At 30.4% G+C, this 18,442-nt stretch carries 14 protein-coding genes and 1 tRNA gene; 8 read left to right on the top strand and 7 right to left on the bottom strand.

The features are described from left to right. Window positions 1-290: 290 nt before the first annotated feature. A complete protein-coding gene (locus KV700_RS08790) occupies window positions 291-1,679 on the bottom strand; it encodes a dipeptidase (RefSeq protein WP_218599793.1) in 1,389 nt (462 codons plus the stop codon). Between the two features lie 106 nt (window positions 1,680-1,785). Between KV700_RS08790 and KV700_RS08785 the strand changes: the two genes are divergently transcribed. The 5 genes from KV700_RS08785 (at window position 1,786) to KV700_RS08765 (ending at window position 8,056) form a co-directional block, all read left to right on the top strand. Then, a tRNA-Leu gene (locus KV700_RS08785) sits at window positions 1,786-1,867 on the top strand. A 946-nt stretch (window positions 1,868-2,813) separates the two neighbouring features. Next, window positions 2,814-3,734 (top strand): SMP-30/gluconolactonase/LRE family protein, encoded by a 921-nt coding sequence (locus KV700_RS08780; protein ID WP_166384274.1) that lies wholly within the window; start codon window positions 2,814-2,816, stop codon window positions 3,732-3,734. A gap of 309 nt (window positions 3,735-4,043) precedes the next feature. Further along, window positions 4,044-5,180, top strand: a complete 1,137-nt coding sequence (locus KV700_RS08775; RefSeq protein WP_166384276.1) for a Gfo/Idh/MocA family protein — start codon at window positions 4,044-4,046, stop codon at window positions 5,178-5,180. Window positions 5,181-5,443: 263 nt separating this feature from the next. Then, the gene (locus KV700_RS08770) at window positions 5,444-6,601 is read left to right on the top strand and encodes an endo-1,4-beta-xylanase (RefSeq protein ID WP_218599792.1); all 1,158 of its coding nucleotides are present in this window, start codon (window positions 5,444-5,446) and stop codon (window positions 6,599-6,601) included. A gap of 15 nt (window positions 6,602-6,616) precedes the next feature. After that, window positions 6,617-8,056, top strand: coding sequence for an MFS transporter (locus KV700_RS08765; RefSeq protein WP_218599791.1), 1,440 nt, complete (start codon window positions 6,617-6,619; stop codon window positions 8,054-8,056). A 268-nt stretch (window positions 8,057-8,324) separates the two neighbouring features. Here the strand turns inward: KV700_RS08765 and KV700_RS08760 are convergent, their stop codons facing one another. Genes KV700_RS08760 through KV700_RS08745 form a run of 4 tightly spaced genes read right to left on the bottom strand, consistent with a single transcriptional unit; the run spans window position 8,325 to window position 12,416 of the window. After that, window positions 8,325-9,347: a UDP-glucose--hexose-1-phosphate uridylyltransferase gene (locus tag KV700_RS08760; RefSeq protein WP_218599790.1), complete on the bottom strand. Its 1,023-nt coding sequence runs from the start codon at window positions 9,345-9,347 to the stop codon at window positions 8,325-8,327. Window positions 9,348-9,362: 15 nt separating this feature from the next. Beyond that, window positions 9,363-10,514, bottom strand: a complete 1,152-nt coding sequence (galK, locus tag KV700_RS08755; protein ID WP_218599789.1) for a galactokinase — start codon at window positions 10,512-10,514, stop codon at window positions 9,363-9,365. 11 nt (window positions 10,515-10,525) lie between these two features. Further along, complete coding sequence (locus KV700_RS08750; protein ID WP_166384286.1) at window positions 10,526-11,416, bottom strand: aldose 1-epimerase; 891 nt, start codon at window positions 11,414-11,416, stop codon at window positions 10,526-10,528. Between the two features lie 7 nt (window positions 11,417-11,423). Continuing rightward, on the bottom strand, window positions 11,424-12,416 hold the full coding sequence (locus KV700_RS08745; protein ID WP_218599788.1) for a GntR family transcriptional regulator: 993 nt from the start codon (window positions 12,414-12,416) through the stop codon (window positions 11,424-11,426). 169 nt (window positions 12,417-12,585) lie between these two features. Between KV700_RS08745 and KV700_RS08740 the strand changes: the two genes are divergently transcribed. Beyond that, window positions 12,586-14,214, top strand: a complete 1,629-nt coding sequence (locus KV700_RS08740; protein ID WP_218599787.1) for a sodium/sugar symporter — start codon at window positions 12,586-12,588, stop codon at window positions 14,212-14,214. 165 nt (window positions 14,215-14,379) lie between these two features. Here KV700_RS08740 and KV700_RS08735 read toward each other — a convergent pair whose 3' ends face one another. Together KV700_RS08735 and KV700_RS08730 are read right to left on the bottom strand one after the other, a co-directional pair. Then, complete coding sequence (locus KV700_RS08735) at window positions 14,380-14,826, bottom strand: thioesterase family protein (protein ID WP_218599786.1); 447 nt, start codon at window positions 14,824-14,826, stop codon at window positions 14,380-14,382. Window positions 14,827-14,904: 78 nt separating this feature from the next. After that, window positions 14,905-17,034 carry a carboxy terminal-processing peptidase gene (locus KV700_RS08730; RefSeq protein ID WP_218599785.1) on the bottom strand — a complete coding sequence of 710 codons (2,130 nt, stop codon included), beginning with the start codon at window positions 17,032-17,034 and terminating at the stop codon, window positions 14,905-14,907. A 343-nt stretch (window positions 17,035-17,377) separates the two neighbouring features. On the opposite strand from KV700_RS08730, the gene surE reads away from it, so the two are divergent. Further along, a complete protein-coding gene (surE, locus tag KV700_RS08725; RefSeq protein WP_166384500.1) occupies window positions 17,378-18,148 on the top strand; it encodes a 5'/3'-nucleotidase SurE in 771 nt (256 codons plus the stop codon). After that, window positions 18,136-18,423, top strand: coding sequence for a hypothetical protein (locus KV700_RS08720; RefSeq protein ID WP_166384296.1), 288 nt, complete (start codon window positions 18,136-18,138; stop codon window positions 18,421-18,423). Before surE ends, KV700_RS08720 begins: the two co-directional genes overlap by 13 nt. Window positions 18,424-18,442: the final 19 nt, after the last annotated feature.

Below are 18,442 nucleotides of genomic sequence, written 5' to 3'. Positions count from 1 at the left end.
AAACATAGAATAAAAAATTGTATTCTACAAGTGTAGAGTTAAAAAAATTTTTATGAAGTATTAAACCTCAAAGGTTTTTAAAACCTTTGAGGTTTGTAAATAATAAAAAGGTTTCTAGTTTTACTTAAAGTAGGCAAGTACATTTGCATTAAGGATTGCAGTAGTTGTTTGAGCTCTTTTTTCTTTTTCAGAAAAAAAGCGAGTACGGAAAGCCTGACGCAATTATTTTTTTCAAATAATTGGGGAATGCCCTAAAAAAAATCCGCTCATTGCTGAACGGATTTGTTATTTTATTGATTCATTTCTGTAAAATATTTATAGAAATACGGAATGGTTTCAATCCCTTTTAGGTAATTCCAAACCCCAAAATGTTCGTTTGGCGAGTGAATGGCGTCAGAATCTAACCCGAAGCCCATTAAAATAGTCTTACTTTTTAAGTGCTGCTCAAATAGGGCAACGATAGGGATACTACCACCGCTTCTTTGAGGAATAGGTGTTTTTCCGAAGCTAGTTTCATAAGCTTTACTAGCAGCTTTATACGCAATATTGTCTATTGGAGTTACATAACCTTGTCCGCCATGATGCGGTTTTACAAGAACTGTTACCGATTTAGGAGCAATGCTTTCAAAGTGTTTTTTGAATAACTCTGTAATTTCTTTCCAATCTTGATTCGGCACTAAACGCATAGAAATTTTAGCAAATGCTTTACTCGCAATTACTGTTTTTGCGCCTTCGCCAGTATAACCACCCCAAATTCCGTTTACGTCTAAAGTTGGTCTAATTGCGTTGCGCTCGTTGGTAGAATAGCCTGCTTCTCCGTGTACATCGTCAATTTTTAAAGCATCTTTATATTTCTCTAAAGAAAAAGGTGCTTTTGCCATTTCTGCTCTTTCTTCTGTAGATAATTCTTCTACATTATCGTAAAAACCAGGAATTGTAATGTGGTTGTTCTCGTCGTGTAAAGAGGCAATCATTTTGGTTAAAATATTGATAGGATTTGCAACTGCGCCTCCGTATAAACCAGAATGTAAATCTCTGTTTGGCCCTGTAACTTCTACTTCTACGTAACTTAAACCACGTAAACCTGTTGTGATTGAAGGAATATCGTTGGCAATCATTCCTGTATCTGATATTATAATAACATCATTGGCTAGTTTTTCTGTATTTCTTGGTACAAACCATGCCAAACTTTCTGAACCTACTTCTTCTTCTCCTTCAATCATAAACTTTACGTTACAAGGTAAGTTTCCGGTAGATGTCATGTATTCTAATGCTTTTACGTGCATGTACATTTGTCCTTTATCATCGCACGCACCTCTTGCAAAAATTGCGCCTTCTGGATGAATTTCTGTATTTTTAATAACTGGCTCAAATGGAGGAGAGGTCCAAAGTTCTATTGGATCTGCCGGTTGCACATCATAATGACCATAAACTAATACGGTTGGTAAGCTCTTATCGATGATTTTTTCTCCATAAATAATAGGATATCCGGGAGTTTCGCACATTTCTACGTTGTCACAACCTGCTTTTTTTAAACTTTCTAAAACAAAATCTGCGGTTAATAAAACATCCTTTTTATATGCCGAATCTGCACTTACAGAAGGGATTTTAAGGAGTTCTATTAATTCATTTAAGAAGCGTTGTTTGTTGTTTTTTATGTAAGATTGAATGGTATTCATAAAATGTTTTTTTTATTTCTTCATCAAAAGTAGAAAAATTATTATGAACTGCTTTGCAGTTTGCAAGGAATGTTTATATTTGCAGCCCAATTAAATGGGAAAAGTTGCAGGCGTGGTGGAATTGGTAGACACGCTAGACTTAGGATCTAGTGCCGCGAGGTGTGAGAGTTCGAGTCTCTCCGCCTGTACAATAAGAGAAAACCTCAGCTTTATAGCTGAGGTTTTTTGGTTCTAGGTAACATATTAGAGGTTGATTGAAAGGTTTAGAATAGATAATAGAAATAGAAGGAATAGAACATACTTACATAATAATCCCTTTTGATATGAGATTACTTTTTTAAGATTATTGCAACTAATAAGAAGTGAAAATTAGTTTTTTATAAATATTTTAGTGAAGTAGGTAGTGTCAAAATAAACATGAATACAAGTTCTATAGATAAAGAATTAACCAATAAACGACTATCTTATTTTAGTAACAGGTTCTACTTATTTAAATGAAGTATTTTATAGAGTAAATTTTTATTCTTCTTCTTATTTTACAAAATATTTTTAAGCACATTTTAGAGTATTACCAGAAGAAATTGAAATAAAAGATAGTGATATTTCAGAAAGCTAAACTTATCTTTAAAAAACATTTATACTACCTCTTATAATGTATTAGTGTTTTTTTAACCTAAAAAGCAACAAAATTACCACCTGATGCGTTGCTTGTTTCACTCATAGGTAACTCAACTTTCTATATTTGGTTTTTATTGTGATAAATTTAAGGAGGAAAAATTACAAATTAAGAGTATAATTACAGAAACTGAGGTTGTATGAGTATTAGTCTTTCTCTTAGGTTTAATTAATAAGGTTGAAAAATTTAGGTGTACATAAAAATAGTAACACTTACATTGTAAAAAAAAGATAGATGAATTAGTAAAAAAAAACTGCAATTAGCTGTTGTATATATAGCATCTCATTAGTGTATTATTTACTAATAAAAAATAGGAAAAGTAGCTTAGAATTATAAGTTTGATGTAGGGAAAGTTTTCTATACTTCATTAATGCATAAATCTGAAGCTCTTAAAGAGATAATTATATAAAACACCTTTTAGAAGGTATATACTGTTTATTAAATAATAAAGAATAATTATGAAAAAAGTAATTTTATTTTCGCTAATTTCTGTGTTTGCTTTTACAGCTTGCTCTGTAAAAAAACAAGAAAAGACAATTCCAAAAATAATTGCAGAAGGCGCTAAGTTAACTTTGGTTTCTGATGATTTTGAATTTACAGAAGGACCAGCATCAGACAAAGAAGGGAATGTCTATTTTACGGATCAGCCTAATGATCAAATTTTAAAATGGAATGCCACGACTAACACTATTTCTCAATATCTGAAACCTTCTGGTCGTTCTAACGGACTTTATTTTGATAACCAAGGAAATCTATTATCTGCAGCTGATGAAAAAAACGAATTATGGAGTATCAATTCAGATAAAAAAGTTACTGTACTTGTAAGCAAATTTGAAGGAAATAAATTGAACGGCCCTAATGATCTTTGGGTAGATAGTAAAGGAGGTATTTATTTTACAGACCCTTATTATCAACGTGACTGGTGGTCTCATAAAGAACCACAACAAAAAGAAAATAGAGTGTATTATTTAGCCCCAAATGCAGATAAATCGATTGTTGTATCTAATGACAATTATGTACAACCAAATGGAGTAATTGGTTCTAAAGATGGAAAAACACTTTATGTTTCAGATCATGGAGATAAGAAAACCTATGTTTTTACGATTGAAGAAAATGGGAGTTTAACCCATAGAAAATTATTTACAGACATGATTTCTGATGGAATGACAATAGATAATTTAGGGAACGTCTATTTAGCAGGAGATGGTATAACGGTTTTTAATTCTGAAGGAAAAAAAATAGAACATATTGCAGTGCCAGAAGGTTGGACTGCCAATGTAACTTTTGGAGGGAAAAATCAAAAAACACTTTTTATAACAGCGATGGATGCCGTTTATACTTTAGAAATGAATGTACAAGGAGTTCGATATGCTAAATAATATATTTTTAAAGCAAATTTTATAAATAAAACAAAGATAAAATTGAGAGCGTAACTTTTTTTGGGAGCTCATGATGGCATTTTTTGGTAAGAGAACTCATCAACTGTAATGTAACGTTTTTTGTAAAGTAGTTAAAAATCAAATTTCTTTAACGATGTTAGTATCTGAAGAGAATTATATTGCTACCAATATTTATAACTTTAATGTATTCGTTAATCATTTGTTAGTAAAGTGCGCTAATGATTAGAATTAATTTTAAAATCACTAAATTTTAATATATCAAAAATTAAAAAATAGAACACTTTAAATATGAAAAGAAAAATTTTTATTAAACAGCTTTTAGCAGCATCTTCTGGTATTGCAATATTTGCATCTCAAATACAGCTATTACAAGGGTGTACAACTCCAGCAAAAACCAAAAAACTTGGGATCGCTTTAGTTGGCTTGGGCTCTTATTCTACAACACAATTAGCGCCAGCTTTATTAGAAATAAAGCACTCTTATCTGTCTGCAATTGTTACTGGTACCAAAGAAAAAGAAGATATTTGGGCAAAAAAATACAACATCAAAAAAGAAAATATTTACAACTATACTAATTTTGATGATATTGTAAATAATGATGATATAGACATCGTATATATTGTTTTACCAAATAGTATGCATGCAGAATTTACTATTAGAGCAGCAGAAGCTGGTAAACATGTAATTTGCGAAAAACCGATGGCAACTTCTGCAGAAGATTGTCAAAAAATGATTGATAGCTGTAACAAAGCAAATGTAAAATTATCTATTGGTTACAGATTACATTTCGATCCTATTAATGGTTATTTAATGGAACTTGGGCAAAATAAAGTTTTTGGAAAAATGGATACTGAAGCTGGTTTTGCATTTACTTTAAAAGATCCTGAAAAATGGAGATTGCAAAAAGAGTTAGCTGGCGGAGGACCTTTAATGGATTTAGGAATTTATGTATTACAATCTGCAATCTATATGTTTGGAGAATTACCTACATCTTTATGGGCAAAAGACACCACCAAAGACACCGATTTTTTTAACAAACAAAATATTGAAGGAAGTTTAGAATGGGAAATGACGTTTCCATCAGGAAAAGCGTTGTGTAAAACTTCTTATGAAGAAGAATTTTATTGTTATATAACCGCAACTACAGAAAAAGGGAATATAGAATTAAACCCTTCATTTACCTATGGTGAATTAAAAGGTAAAACACCAAATGGTCCAATAGAAATAGAAAATGTAAATCAGCAAGCATTTCAAATTGATGCTTTTGCTTTAAATATTTTAAATGATACTGAAAGTATTGTTTCTGGTGAAATGGGATTACGTGATTTATACATTATCGAAAAAATTTATGAATCCGCAAGAGCAGATGGTAAACAAGTTTTGTTAGATGAAATACCTAATATTTTGGACTTAAGAATAATATAATTAAATAATCTAGTTATAGTATATTGCTATTATTTACTTGTGTACCGAAACCAAAAGAGTGACCTACTAATAAAATAATTTTTACAGCAAGACATAAATGTGCTTATAGTGATGAGTTAATAGCTCTAGGTAGACCTTTATCTGATTAACATAAATTAGATAATTTTTAAGCCTTTTAAAACAACATTAGGTGTTGTAGATTATTTAGATTTTGAAACAAGAAAACCAAAACTAACCACAATATAAATATATAAATAAGAATTATGATCAAACAAATAAAATCAATTTTAATTTGCGCATCAGTTTGTTTTTTAAGCTGTAAAGAACTAAAAAAAGAAGCAGCACAAGAAAAAGAAGTTACACAAGAAAAAGAAGAAATTAAAGCTTCATTAAAAAGTACCTTTAATGGCGATTTTTTAATAGGTGCAGCAATTAATTCTGCCCATATAAAAGAAACAGATTCTATTGGTGTGGCTTTAATAAATAGAGAATTTAATTCAATTACGCCAGAAAACGACTTGAAATGGGAGGGAATTCATCCGAAGGAAAATGAATATTTCTTTGATATAGCTGATGCCTATGTTGCTTTTGGGCAAAAAAATAATTTATACACTATTGGCCATACATTGTTGTGGCATAGTCAATTATCTCCTTATGTGAGTAAAATTACTAAAAAAGAAGATTTAGAAAATCACATAAAAACACACATAAATACAATTGCAGGTAGATATAAAGGTAAAATAAATGCTTGGGATGTTGTTAATGAAGCTTTAAATGAAGATGGTTCTCCAAGAACTTCTCATTTTTACAATGTTTTTAAAGGTGAAAGTTATTTAGAATTAGCATTTAAAACAGCTTCAGAAGCTGCTCCAGATGCAAAATTAGTGTATAATGATTACAATCTTTGGAAGCCAGAAAAAAGAAAAGGAGTTATTAGAATTGTAAAAAACTTACAAGAAAAAGGTATTAAAATAGATGGCGTTGGTATGCAAGCGCATTGGAGTTTAGATGGACCAAGTATTGAAGATATTGAGAATAGTATTTTAGCTTATTCAGAATTAGGTGTAAAGGTTTCATTTACAGAATTAGACATTACAGTTTTAAAGAAACCAAAGGGATTAAACGGAGCAGCTATAGAGCAAAACTACGATCGTTATAAAAATGATCCTATATTTAACCCTTATAAAGACGGATTAACAGAAGAGGCAAAACAAAAATTAGCAACTCGTTATGAGGCTGTTTTTAATTTGTTTTTAAAGCATAAAGATAAAATTGAAAGAGTTACTTTTTGGGGTGTAAATGATGGTAATTCATGGTTAAATGATTGGCCTATAAAAGGTAGAACAAATTATCCATTATTGTTTGATAGAAATAATCAACCTAAAGATGTATATCAAAATGTAATCTCTATAAAAAAATAAACCAATTTTTAAATTATGAAGTCAATTTCGCAGAAATTATCAGTAGGAGAAAAAATTGGTTACAGTTTAGGTGATTTAGCAGCCAATTTAGTGTTTCAAACACTTGTAACGTATTTGGCTTTTTTTTATACAGACATTTATGGATTAGAAGCAAACCATGCTTCTGCTATTATGTTAACTGTAGGTCTTATTGCCGCCTTTGGCTTTAATCCTATTATTGGTGCCATTGCAGACAGAACAACTTCTAAATGGGGAAAGTTTAGACCATGGATTTTATTTACAGCAATACCTCTTGGTATAGTGGCGCTCTTAGCATTTAGTACACCAGATTTTGAATATAGAGGAAAAATAATTTATGCAGTAATAACTTATACGTTATTATTATTACTATATGCTGCCAACAACCTACCTTATTCTGCTTTAAGTGGTGTTATTACTGGCGATATGGGAGAACGAAATAGTATTTCTGCTTATCGTTTTGTAGCGGTAATGTTTGCTCAATTTTTTGTGCAAGTGTTTATGTTACCAATTATTGAATCTGTAGGAGAAGGTGATAAGGCTGTAGGTATAGAAATTGTTATGACTTGGTTAGCAATTATTGGTACTATTATGTTATTGATAACATTTTTTACTACCCGAGAACGTATTGTACCAAAACCAGAACAAAAATCTAGTGTTAAAGAAGATTTATCCGATTTATTTAAGAACAAACCATGGGTAATAATATTAACCGTTACAACGTTAGTTTTTGTAACACTTGCTATGAAAGGTGGTTCTTATGTGTATTATTTTAAGAATTATGTAGATGAAGAGAGATTGACAAGCTTTATAAGTCCTATTTTAGATTTCTTATCTAGTATTGGGGTTAATTTCTTTGGTGAAGACCCTGTTTCAGCTGGTTTTGGATTATTTAATGCCGGCGGTATTATTTTTATGATTGTTGGTATTGGTTTATCTAAACGATTAGCTGATAAATATGGTAAAAGAGATATTTTTAAAATATTCTTATTCATATCTACATTATTCATCATTTTCTTTTATTTCTTCTCACCAAAATCTGTCGAATTTATGTTTGCATCTCAAATTCTACATGGTTTTTTCTACGGAATTACCATACCACTGCTTTGGGCAATGATTGCAGATGTTGCCGATTTTTCTGAATGGAAAACAAACCGTAGAGCAACGGCAATTATTTTTTCTGCTATGATGGTTGGTTTAAAAGGTGGTCTAAGTATTGGTAGTGCATTATTAACATGGATTTTAGGACTTTATAACTATATACCACAAAGTGACACAGTACAAGCAGAAAGTGCAATTTTAGGAACAAAAATGTTAGTGAGTATCTATCCTGCAATTCCTTTTTTATTAGCAGTTGCACTCCTTTTTTTCTATGAAATAGATAAAAAAATGGAAGTTAAATTAGAAGCAGAATTAAAAGAAAGAAGAGCAAATTAAAATAATTTTGTAATCTATTTAGATAATAAAGAATACTAAAAAGATGTGCATCCTTTATGTAAAGCAGAAATGTTTAGACTGATGATTTATAAAGGTAATTATATAGAATATTGTTCATGAAATTTTCAAGTAAGAAAAGTTTATTCTGTAATAATTAAGGCTAAATAATCTAAATGTCGATTGTAAGAAGCTGTTGCATTTTAAAACCAAAAAATCATCTAAAAATTACTTTTTAGATGATTTTTTAATTTTTAAAAGTTTGTAAATGTTACAAACAGTCTTTAATCATTTTTACTGCTTGTTCTGCAGTAATATCTCTTTGTGGCGTTCCAAACATTTCATAACCAACCATAAATTTCTTTACAGATGCGCTTCTTAATAAAGGCGGATAAAAACTCATGTGAAAATGCCAATGGTTGTTTTCATTGCCATCCGTTGGCGCTTGATGAATTCCGCTAGAATACGGGAAAGAAGTATTAAAGATCTTGTCATACGCTTTTGTTAATACCGAAATTGCTTCTCCGTATTGTAACGTTTCCGCTTCTGTCATCTTTAAGATAGTCGCCAAAGGTCTTTTAGGAACAATCATTGCTTCGAAAGGCCAAATAGCCCAAAAAGGAACTAACACAACAAAACCATCATTTTCGAAAATAATACGTTCTTTTTTTTCTAATTCTTGCGCTAAATAATCGCCCAATAAACTACTGTTATTTTTGTTAAAGTAGTTTAATTGTTGCGTGTTTTTCTTATCAACTTCATTTGGTAAAGAAGATTGACTCCATATTTGCCCGTGAGGATGTGGATTACTACAGCCCATTACAGCGCCTTTGTTCTCAAATATTTGAACATAGTTGATGTTTGGGTTTTTAGATAATTCTTTAAATTCTCTTTGCCATGCAAAAACAACTTTCTGAATTTCTGTAGCAGACATGTCTGCCAAACTTTTTGAGTGATCTGGACTAAAACATATTACTTTACAAATACCTGTTTCACTTTGTGCTTTTAAAAGTCCGTCGTTTACGTTAAACGTTGGTGAATCATTTTGTAAAGCAGCAAAATCGTTTGTAAAAACAAAAACGTCTTTATAATCTGGATTTACTTCTCCATTAATTCTTGTGTTTCCAGCACATAAATAACAAGATTCGTCATGTGTTGGTCTTTTTTCATTATTAACTTCTTCATTTTGTCCTTGCCAAGGTCTTTTAGCTCTGTGTGGTGAAACTAAAACCCATTCTCCTGTAAGAATATTAAATCGTTTGTGCGAATAATCTTGTAAATTTGTATTGCTCATTTTTTTGTGTTGTAGTTATTGTTTTACGATATGGGTACCTTCCGAAAGTTCAATAAAATACACTGAACATTCATTATCAAATTCATTTTTATAGGCTTTAGAAGCTGTTTCTGCAAACGCTTTTGCTTCGCTTTTATCAATTAAATTAATGGTACAACCACCAAAGCCACCACCCATCATTCTTGCGCCCAAAACGTGTTTATTTTTCTTTGCTTGTGCAACTAAAAAGTCTAACTCATTGCAACTTACTTTGTATTGATTAGATAAACCTTCGTGAGATTGATAAATTAAAGCACCTAACAATTCTAAATCGTTATCTTCAATTGCTTTTGCTGCTTTTATTGTTCTATTATTTTCTTGAATTATAAACAATGCTTTTTGATAATTAGCTGGCGTAACTTTGTCTACAATAGTTTCTAAATCTGCTTCTGTAGCATCTCTTAACGCTTTTATGTTTAACAATTCAGATACGCCTTCGCAAGCAGAACGTCTGTCGTTATAAGCACTGTCGGATAAACTATGTTTAACGTTGGTGTTTATCAACATTAATTGATGATTTTCGAAGTCAATTTTATAAGGATTCGACGCTACAGTTCTACAATCTAAATGCAATGCATGGTCTTTTATACCAAACATACTTGCATATTGATCCATAATTCCGCAGTTAACACCCACATAATTATGCTCTGCTTTTTGAGATATTAAAATCATTTCATGTTTGGTTAAACCTAAATTAAACAATTCATTTAAACCAAAAACAACACTATTTTCTAGAGCGGCAGAAGAAGACATACCAGCTCCAGCAGGAATATTTCCTTTAAAGATGATATTAAAGTTGCCAATTACTTTGTTTTTATTCTGTATTTCTGCAACAACACCAAAAACATAGTTTTCCCAGCATCCTTCTTTAGAGGGTTTTATTTTATCTAATTCAAATTTTATGGTACTGTCTAAATCTAAAGCGATGGCTGTAGAATAATTAGCATCACTTTTTTGAATAGCAGCAGCAATACCTTTATTTACAGCTGCAGGAAACACAAAACCATCATTATAATCTGTGTGTTCTCCAATAATATTTATTCTTCCAGGAGAAAAAATTAATAGAGGTTCTGTTTTAAATTCTTTGATAAATGTCTCTTTAACATCCTTAATTAGTGTTGTGCTCATAATTTGCCTAGTTAATTGTTAATTATGTTTATTTTCCAAATAATAGAATATTTTTCATTTGGGTTTAATGTTTGTAATCCAATTTTATTATTAAAACTATTAGAAACACCTGTAGTAGGCTCAATGGCAATGGTGTTTAATCTAGGAGGAGTATATGTTTGTAAAAAATTATCAGTACCTGTTGATTGAAAATTTAATTGGTATTTAGGAGTGTTAAATTGAACTTTATCAGAATTTAAACGCCAACAATCATCTAATTTTTTTTTCTCGATATCTAAATTTATCATAGAATTTTTAGCTTCAGAACCAGTAGTAATATTACGATCTCCAATAATTATTTTTTCATTACAATCAAAATATAATGAACTTTCCGCTAAATTATCACTGATAAAATACGGGTGCCAACCTAAAGTAAACGGAAAAGTTTTAGCATCGGTATTTCTTACAGTAACAGATAAATCTACCCCATTATTTGTAAAAGTATAAGTGACTAGAATGGAGTATGTGTACGGAAAACCATCATTTCTAATGTTTTCATTATACTCTAAAATTATTTTTGCACTATCTGTAGATGCTTCTTTTGCAATTACTTTAAATGTTTTATTATAAACAAAACCATGTAGTGCATTTTGTTCTTCTTGCTGATTTTTTTCTAATTGATAATCTTCATTATTAAAAGAATACTTACCATCTTTAATTCTATTTGCAAACGGAAATAAAATAGATGATGCAAACGTAGAGTCGTATGTTAAAGGTGTTAAATCTTGAATAATGGCATTTCCGCCTAAAGTTAATTCTTGCAAGCTAGCTCCTTCATTTAGGTAAATCTTACCAAAAACCGTGTTTTTAGCATTTTTTACTTCTAAAATAGTACTTTCTGTATTATGGTTTATAGTATACAATGTGTTGTTATATTGAGTTTCGAATAATTAATTTATTCAGATTTTCTATTTTACCCTGTTCCTTGTTCAAAATCATTTTAGCTAATCTTTTCCCCATTTCATTAAAATCTGTAGTAATGGTTGTAATGCCTCCTTCAACAATTTCTTTTAATAGTGTGTCATTATAAGAAATTACGCCAATATCATTGACTAAAGTCATATTCTGACTCTTCATTTTCTTTATAATTCTTAGCAAGCTTTTATCATCAAGTAAAACGTAGAGTTCTCCTTTTATAAGAGGTTCTTCTTTTACGTTGCTTAAAATTTCGAAAGGTATTAGGTTTTGTTTGCAGAATCGAATAAACCCTTTAAGTAAGCCTTTAGGTTGTTTTTCTTCAGAAAAGATAAGATTAATTTTGTGGTATTTTAAAATTAACTCTGAAGCTTTATTTAGGTTTTCATAGATAACTTTTTCAAAATTTTGATAGATAGATGGGTAGGCCATCAAATCTTCAGGCACTTGATCTAAAATATAAACTTTATCATCTGGTAATAATTGAATGCTCTTGCCAGTGTTTTCTAAATTAGCAGGCATAATTACATAATAATTATAACCACCGGCATTGTCTTTTATTAGTTTTTTAAAAATAGTTTTATTAAAATGATGAAAGAAAATATCTACCTGAATTGTATCGTTTAAATTTTCTAAAAAAGAATTATACAGGTCTTCTTTAAATGAATTTAACTCATCAAAAAGTAAAAATATTTTTTGATGCACATTAATGTCTTCACTTAAAACATAATAACCTTTACCTACAATAGATTCTATGATGCCTCTATGCTTTAATTCATTAAAGGCCATTAAAACGGTATCTCTAGAAAGCTTATTGTTATTTTTAATGGTATTAATAGAAGGCACTTGATCTCCTTTTTTTAATAAACCATTTTCTATAGCATTTTCTATAGCATTAATGATTTGCTTGTATTTTGGGATCCCTATTTTTTTTTTAATTTCTACCATAATTAATTACAAATATATGTTTTTTTAATTAAAAAACCTGCTAGACCCTACTAGTTTGGTAAAAATGTACTGAGAGACACATTTCTTTAGGCTTACAGATACATTTTCTGAAATGTATATACATATATTTGATTTTTATATATAATTAACTAAAACAAAAATAATAATTATGAAAGCAGGTTTTGAAATGTGGGACTATATAGTCTTCATTGCGTATGCCATTTTAATTTTAGGTGTAGGTTTATGGGTTTCTCGAGATAAAAAAGGACATCAAAAAAATGCAGAAGACTACTTCTTGGCAAGTAAGTCTTTACCTTGGTGGGCAATTGGTACTTCTTTAATTGCAGCCAATATTTCTGCAGAACAATTTATAGGAATGTCTGGTTCTGGTTTTGCACTAGGTATTGCAATTGCTTCTTATGAATGGATGGCAGCTTTAACATTAATCATTGTGGGTAAATATTTCTTACCTATTTTTATTGAAAAAGGATTGTATACCATTCCAGAATTTGTTGAAAAACGTTTTTCTACCAACCTTAAAACCATTTTAGCTGTATTTTGGTTAGGTTTATACATATTTGTTAATCTTGCTTCTGTTTTATATTTAGGAGGTTTGGCTATTGAAACCATTATGGGAGTAGATATGATGTATGCGATTATTGGTTTAGCGTTATTTGCAGCTGCATACTCTTTGTATGGTGGTTTGTCTGCAGTAGCTTGGACAGATGTTATACAAGTAGTTTTTCTAGTATTAGGTGGTTTGGTTACTACTTATTTAGCTTTAAATACGGTTTCTGGAGGAGAAGGAATGTTAGCTGGTTTTTCTAAAGTATTGGATGCGGCACCAGAAAAATTTCATATGATATTGGATGAATCTAATGATAACTATGTAAACTTACCTGGTATTTGGGTATTAGTTGGTGGTTTATGGGTTGCCAACTTGTACTATTGGGGATTCAACCAATATATTATTCAAAGAACTTTAGCCGCTAAATCTTTAAAAGAATCTCAAAAAGGGATTTTATTAGCAGCGTTTTTAAAATTGATTATTCCTTTAATTGTTGTAATTCCTGGTATTGCAGCGTATGTAATGGTAAACGATCCAGCTATTATGGCTAATTTAGGAGAAGCAGGTATGTTAAATGTGCCTTCTGCCGGACAAGCTGATAAAGCATATCCTTGGTTACTACAATTTTTACCTACAGGTCTTAAAGGTGTTGCTTTTGCTGCTTTAGCAGCTGCAATTGTTTCTTCTTTAGCTTCGATGTTGAATTCTACATCTACCATTTTTACAATGGATATTTACAAGCAATACATCAACAAAAATGCAGATGATAAAACAACGGTAAATGTGGGAAGAATTTCTGCTGCAGTTGCTTTAATAATTGCTGTTATTGTAGCGCCACTTTTAGGAGGAATTGATCAAGCATTTCAATTTATTCAAGAATACACAGGTATTGTAAGTCCAGGTATTTTAGCTGTATTTATCTTAGGTTTGTTTTATAAGAAAACAACTAATAATGCAGCAATTTGGGGAGCTATTTTATCTATTCCAATTGCATTAGCATTGAAATTTATTCCAATAGCAGTATTTGAGCCTTGGATGCATCAAATGGGTATTACAGCTGTCTTAACGCTTATTATCATTATGGTTATGAGTAATATTCAAAACAAAGGGAAAGATGATTCTAAAGGAATTGATTTTGGAACAGATTTATTTAAAACAACTCCGTTGTTTAACTTAGGTTCTATTGCCGTTTGTATTTTAGTAACTGTACTATATTGTTTATTTTGGTAGGAATTACCAAATAGTTTATATAAAAAATCGTCTAAAGAAATTTAGACGATTTTTTCTTACCCAATTTTTTAGGTTTTAGAATTGATGGCTTGTTAAGAAAATAAGACACTGAAAGATGTTCAGTGTGACAAGGTTGAATTCTTTTATTCAGTAATTTTTATGCTCTTAACTTTTTTTAAGTGCTATTTCTTCAAAATCTTCACTTTTTTCTGCAGAGTCAAACAAATACTGTGCTGCTGCTGGAGGCGTTGTTAATTTTCGTTTTGTTAAATCTATCCAAGCTCCATATACTTTTATAATTGCAGATAGTTGGCCAGCTTCATTAAAAACCTGGTGCGTAATTTTCCAACGTTCTCCGTTTTTAGATAAGCCGGAAAGCTTAAAATCTACAGAGATATTTTCGCCTAAATGAATTTCTTTTCTAAAAGAAGTTTCTTCTGTAAATAAAATAGGACCAAGGTTGTGTTTTGTAAATTCTTCTATAGAGAAATTTTGATCTCTAAAATATCGTACTCTTACTTCTGCAGCATAATCATTATATGCTGTGTGACGCATGTGTCTGTTTGGGTCAAAGTCAGACCATTTTGTGTGAAATGTTACTTTAAAACTCATGTTAGCTTTTTTTTGAAACAAAAAACCTGATAACATTAGACAATATTATCAGGCCTATTATTATTTTATATTTTGTAATTAATGTTTTATAATTTCGTTTTTTGTATTCATTTTTAATTCACTTAAAACGTTAATTGCTTCAAAAACATATACATCTTTAGATAAGTTTTTATGCCATGCCAATCGTTTATCTGCTAGTGCTGTATCCTTTTTAATTAATGAAAGTTCGTAGGCAGGAGAGTTAAATGTTAAATCTGATTTATAATCAAAAACAGATTTGAATTTCTCTGCATCTTTTTCATTGGCTACATTGGTATCTTCAAATTGTTTGTAGTTTAGAGAGTAAGAATTGTCATCTTGCTTTTGCTTTAACCATTTTGCATATTCGTTTATCAACTTAAATTTAGAATCTGTAGCAATTCTTTGTTTGCTGTTATTAACAACATCATTAAAATTTTGGTACGAATTTGTTTGCACATAATCTGCTTGTTTTACTTTGTCCCAAACCAATGCTCCATCTAAATCTCTTTCGCCAAATTTCATATAACTATATCTGTCTGGCATTGCAATGTCTGAATATACACCTTCAATTTGCGTAGAACCACCATTAACTCTATAGAATTTTTGAATGGTCATTTTTAGAGCACCTAAATCTTTATCGTATTTTGTAAATTGATTAATAGGTAATACGCTTTGTACAGTTCCTTTACCATACGTTTGGTTACCGCCCATAATTACCGCTCTTTTATAATCTTGCATTGCTGCTGCAAAAATTTCTGAAGCTGAGGCAGAAAACTCATTTACAAGAACAACTACTGCTCCTTCCCATTGAATTTTAGGATCAATATCTTTTTTAATAATTGGATCTTCTCCTCTATATTTTACCTGTACAATTGGGCCTTCATTAATAAATAAGCCACTAATTTCAATGGCTGTTTTTAAAGAACCTCCTCCATTATTTCTTAAATCTACAATTAAGCCAGTAACACCTTCGCTTTTTAAGCGTTCTATTTCTTGCTCCATATCTTTTGCAGAATCTCTATAACTTTCCTCATTAAAATCGATATAGAACTTAGGTAAATCTATAATTCCGAATTTTTTACCATCTTTTTCTACAATACTAGATTTTACAAAAGTTTCTTCTAACTCTACAACATCTCTAATAATAGAAATTATTTTAGTTGTACCGTCTAATTTTTTCTTAACGGTTAATCTAGCTTCAGTACCTTTTTTTCCTTTTATAAATTTTATAGCATCGTCTAAACGCATCCCTACAATATCTAAAGGTTCTTCGTCTCCTTGGGCAATTTCTAAAATAATATCACCAGGTTCTAAACTTCCTTCTTTCCATGCAGGTCCTCCAGAAACCAATTCAAAAATTTCGGTATAAATTCCTTTTTTTACTAAACGAGCTCCAATCCCTTCTAGTTTCCCAGACATATCTTGGTCAAAACGCTCTTTTATACTTGGCGCCATATAGGTTGTGTGCGGGTCAAAAGCACCAACAACACTGTTTAAAAAAGTAGAAAACCAGTCTTCATGTTCTAATTCTTCAATTCTAACATACAATTCATCCATGTTTTTTAAAACTTCTGCACGTGCTTCTTTTTCTAATTCATCAAAGCTTTTCGTTTTGTGATTTTTATCTTTAAGTACGTCAGCTTTTTGTTTCTCTAATTTGTCTTGAACTCTAATTAGAGTGCTTAACTTTAGTTGCTTACGCCAGTAGTCTATTAATTCGTTTTCATTTTTAGCAAAAGGAAGTTCTTCATAATTTACATCAATGGTTTCCGTTTTGTTAAAGTTAAATGGATGTTTTAACAAATCACCATAATACGATTTTGCATTTTTAATTTTATCAGTAAATCGTTCATAAACCAAATTGTAGAAAGAGATATCTTCTTTTAAAAGTTGATTATCGATTTCATATTTGAATTTAGAAAAATCTTTCATATCCTTTTGGGTGAAATATCTTTTACTTGGGTCTAAACCATCAATGAATTCTGTATACACATATTCAGAAAAATCATCATTCATATCTTTTACAACAAAATGACTTCTTGTTAGAATATTTCTAAGAATGTATACTAATATTTTATCTTTTTCAGGATCTGAACTTTTGTCGCTATTAGCAGCTTGGGCTTGCAAGCTAGTTGCAAATAGAAGTATTGCTAATAAAAATGTAGTGATTTTATATTCTGTCTTCATATTTTCTTATGTCGTTGTTTTATTTCTAAAATTACTCCTTGTGCTTTGCTAAACTACTAAAATAATGCCAAAATTATTTAGAGTGTAAGGGGCTTATTTGTTTATTGTTTAAGTACTAAACATTGTTTTGTTCTTTCAATGTATCCTTTTAAACCTAAAGAATAACTTTTTCTTATACAATATTACGCAAAAAAGTGAAATTGTATTCTTTACAAAATGTTAAAAAGGAATCGTATAAAATCAATTATATTTGCTTAAAATAATTCAAAATCTAAAGTTCAATAATTAAATTGAAAACTACCTTTAATTTTGAGTTATAAATTTAGAACTTTAAACGACTATGATGCAAAACAAACCTTTAATTTTAATTACGAATGATGATGGAATTACAGCTCCTGGTTTAAGAGCTTTAATTAATATAATGAATAAAATTGGTGAGGTTGTTGTGGTTGCTCCTGATAGTCCGCAGAGCGGAATGGGGCACGCTATTACAGTTGATAATGTTTTAACGTGTAATGCGATAACTATAGATGATGGTCCGCAATTAGAATACACCTGTTCTGGTACGCCTGCAGATTGTGTAAAAATGGCGGTAAATGAAATTTTAAATAGAAAACCAGATTTATGTGTTTCTGGTATAAATCATGGTTCTAATGCCTCTATTAGTGTTATTTATTCTGGTACTATGAGTGCTGCAATAGAAGCAGGAATAGAAGGGATACCTGCCATTGGTTTTTCATTATTAGATTTTAAATGGCATGCAGATTTTAAACCATCGGAAGAGTTTATAAAAAATATTACATTAAATGCGTTGCTAAACGGAATTCCGGAAGGCATTGTTTTAAACGTAAATATTCCGAAGTTAAAAAAGGAAGAAATAAAGGGCGTTAAAATTTGTAGACAAGCAAATGGGTATTGGAAAGAAATTTTTGATAAACGAAAAAATCCAATGGGAAAAGAATACTATTGGCTTTCTGGTGAGTTTATAAATAAAGACAAAGGGCAAGATACAGATCTTTATGCATTAGAAAATGGCTACGTTTCGGTTGTTCCTGTTCAGTTTGATATGACGGCACATCACATGATTCAAAAATTAAACGCTTGGGAACTGTAAAAAAACATATTTTAATAGGCGTATTGGTTTCATTATTTGCCACTTTTGGAGGTATATTTTTATATTTAGAATATATTTCGAAATTTGGTTTTTACGAAACTATCGATTTAATCAAAGAAGGAGAATTGTACGGTAAAGTATTGTCTTTAGCTGCAATGCCTAATTTATTTGTATTCTTTATTTTTATCAAAAAGAAACAAGACAACAAAGCAAAAGGAGTTTTATTGGCAACTATTTTAATTGCACTGACAACTTTAGTTTTAAAGTTTTTTTAACAGAGATAATGTCTCCTCG

The organism is Polaribacter sp. NJDZ03 (assembly GCF_019263805.1).
Lineage (GTDB): Bacteria > Bacteroidota > Bacteroidia > Flavobacteriales > Flavobacteriaceae > Polaribacter.
This window is presented reverse-complemented; position numbering and strand designations above follow the sequence as displayed.

Coding starts and splice junctions, on each gene's coding strand:
- KV700_RS08790 (WP_218599793.1), bottom strand. CDS start 1,679: ATGAATACCATTCAATCTTACATAAAAAACAACAAACAACGCTTCTTA.
- KV700_RS08780 (WP_166384274.1), top strand. CDS start 2,814: ATGAAAAAAGTAATTTTATTTTCGCTAATTTCTGTGTTTGCTTTTACA.
- KV700_RS08775 (WP_166384276.1), top strand. CDS start 4,044: ATGAAAAGAAAAATTTTTATTAAACAGCTTTTAGCAGCATCTTCTGGT.
- KV700_RS08770 (WP_218599792.1), top strand. CDS start 5,444: ATGATCAAACAAATAAAATCAATTTTAATTTGCGCATCAGTTTGTTTT.
- KV700_RS08765 (WP_218599791.1), top strand. CDS start 6,617: ATGAAGTCAATTTCGCAGAAATTATCAGTAGGAGAAAAAATTGGTTAC.
- KV700_RS08760 (WP_218599790.1), bottom strand. CDS start 9,347: ATGAGCAATACAAATTTACAAGATTATTCGCACAAACGATTTAATATT.
- galK (WP_218599789.1), bottom strand. CDS start 10,514: ATGAGCACAACACTAATTAAGGATGTTAAAGAGACATTTATCAAAGAA.
- KV700_RS08745 (WP_218599788.1), bottom strand. CDS start 12,416: ATGGTAGAAATTAAAAAAAAAATAGGGATCCCAAAATACAAGCAAATC.
- KV700_RS08740 (WP_218599787.1), top strand. CDS start 12,586: ATGAAAGCAGGTTTTGAAATGTGGGACTATATAGTCTTCATTGCGTAT.
- KV700_RS08735 (WP_218599786.1), bottom strand. CDS start 14,826: ATGAGTTTTAAAGTAACATTTCACACAAAATGGTCTGACTTTGACCCA.
- KV700_RS08730 (WP_218599785.1), bottom strand. CDS start 17,034: ATGAAGACAGAATATAAAATCACTACATTTTTATTAGCAATACTTCTA.
- surE (WP_166384500.1), top strand. CDS start 17,378: ATGCAAAACAAACCTTTAATTTTAATTACGAATGATGATGGAATTACA.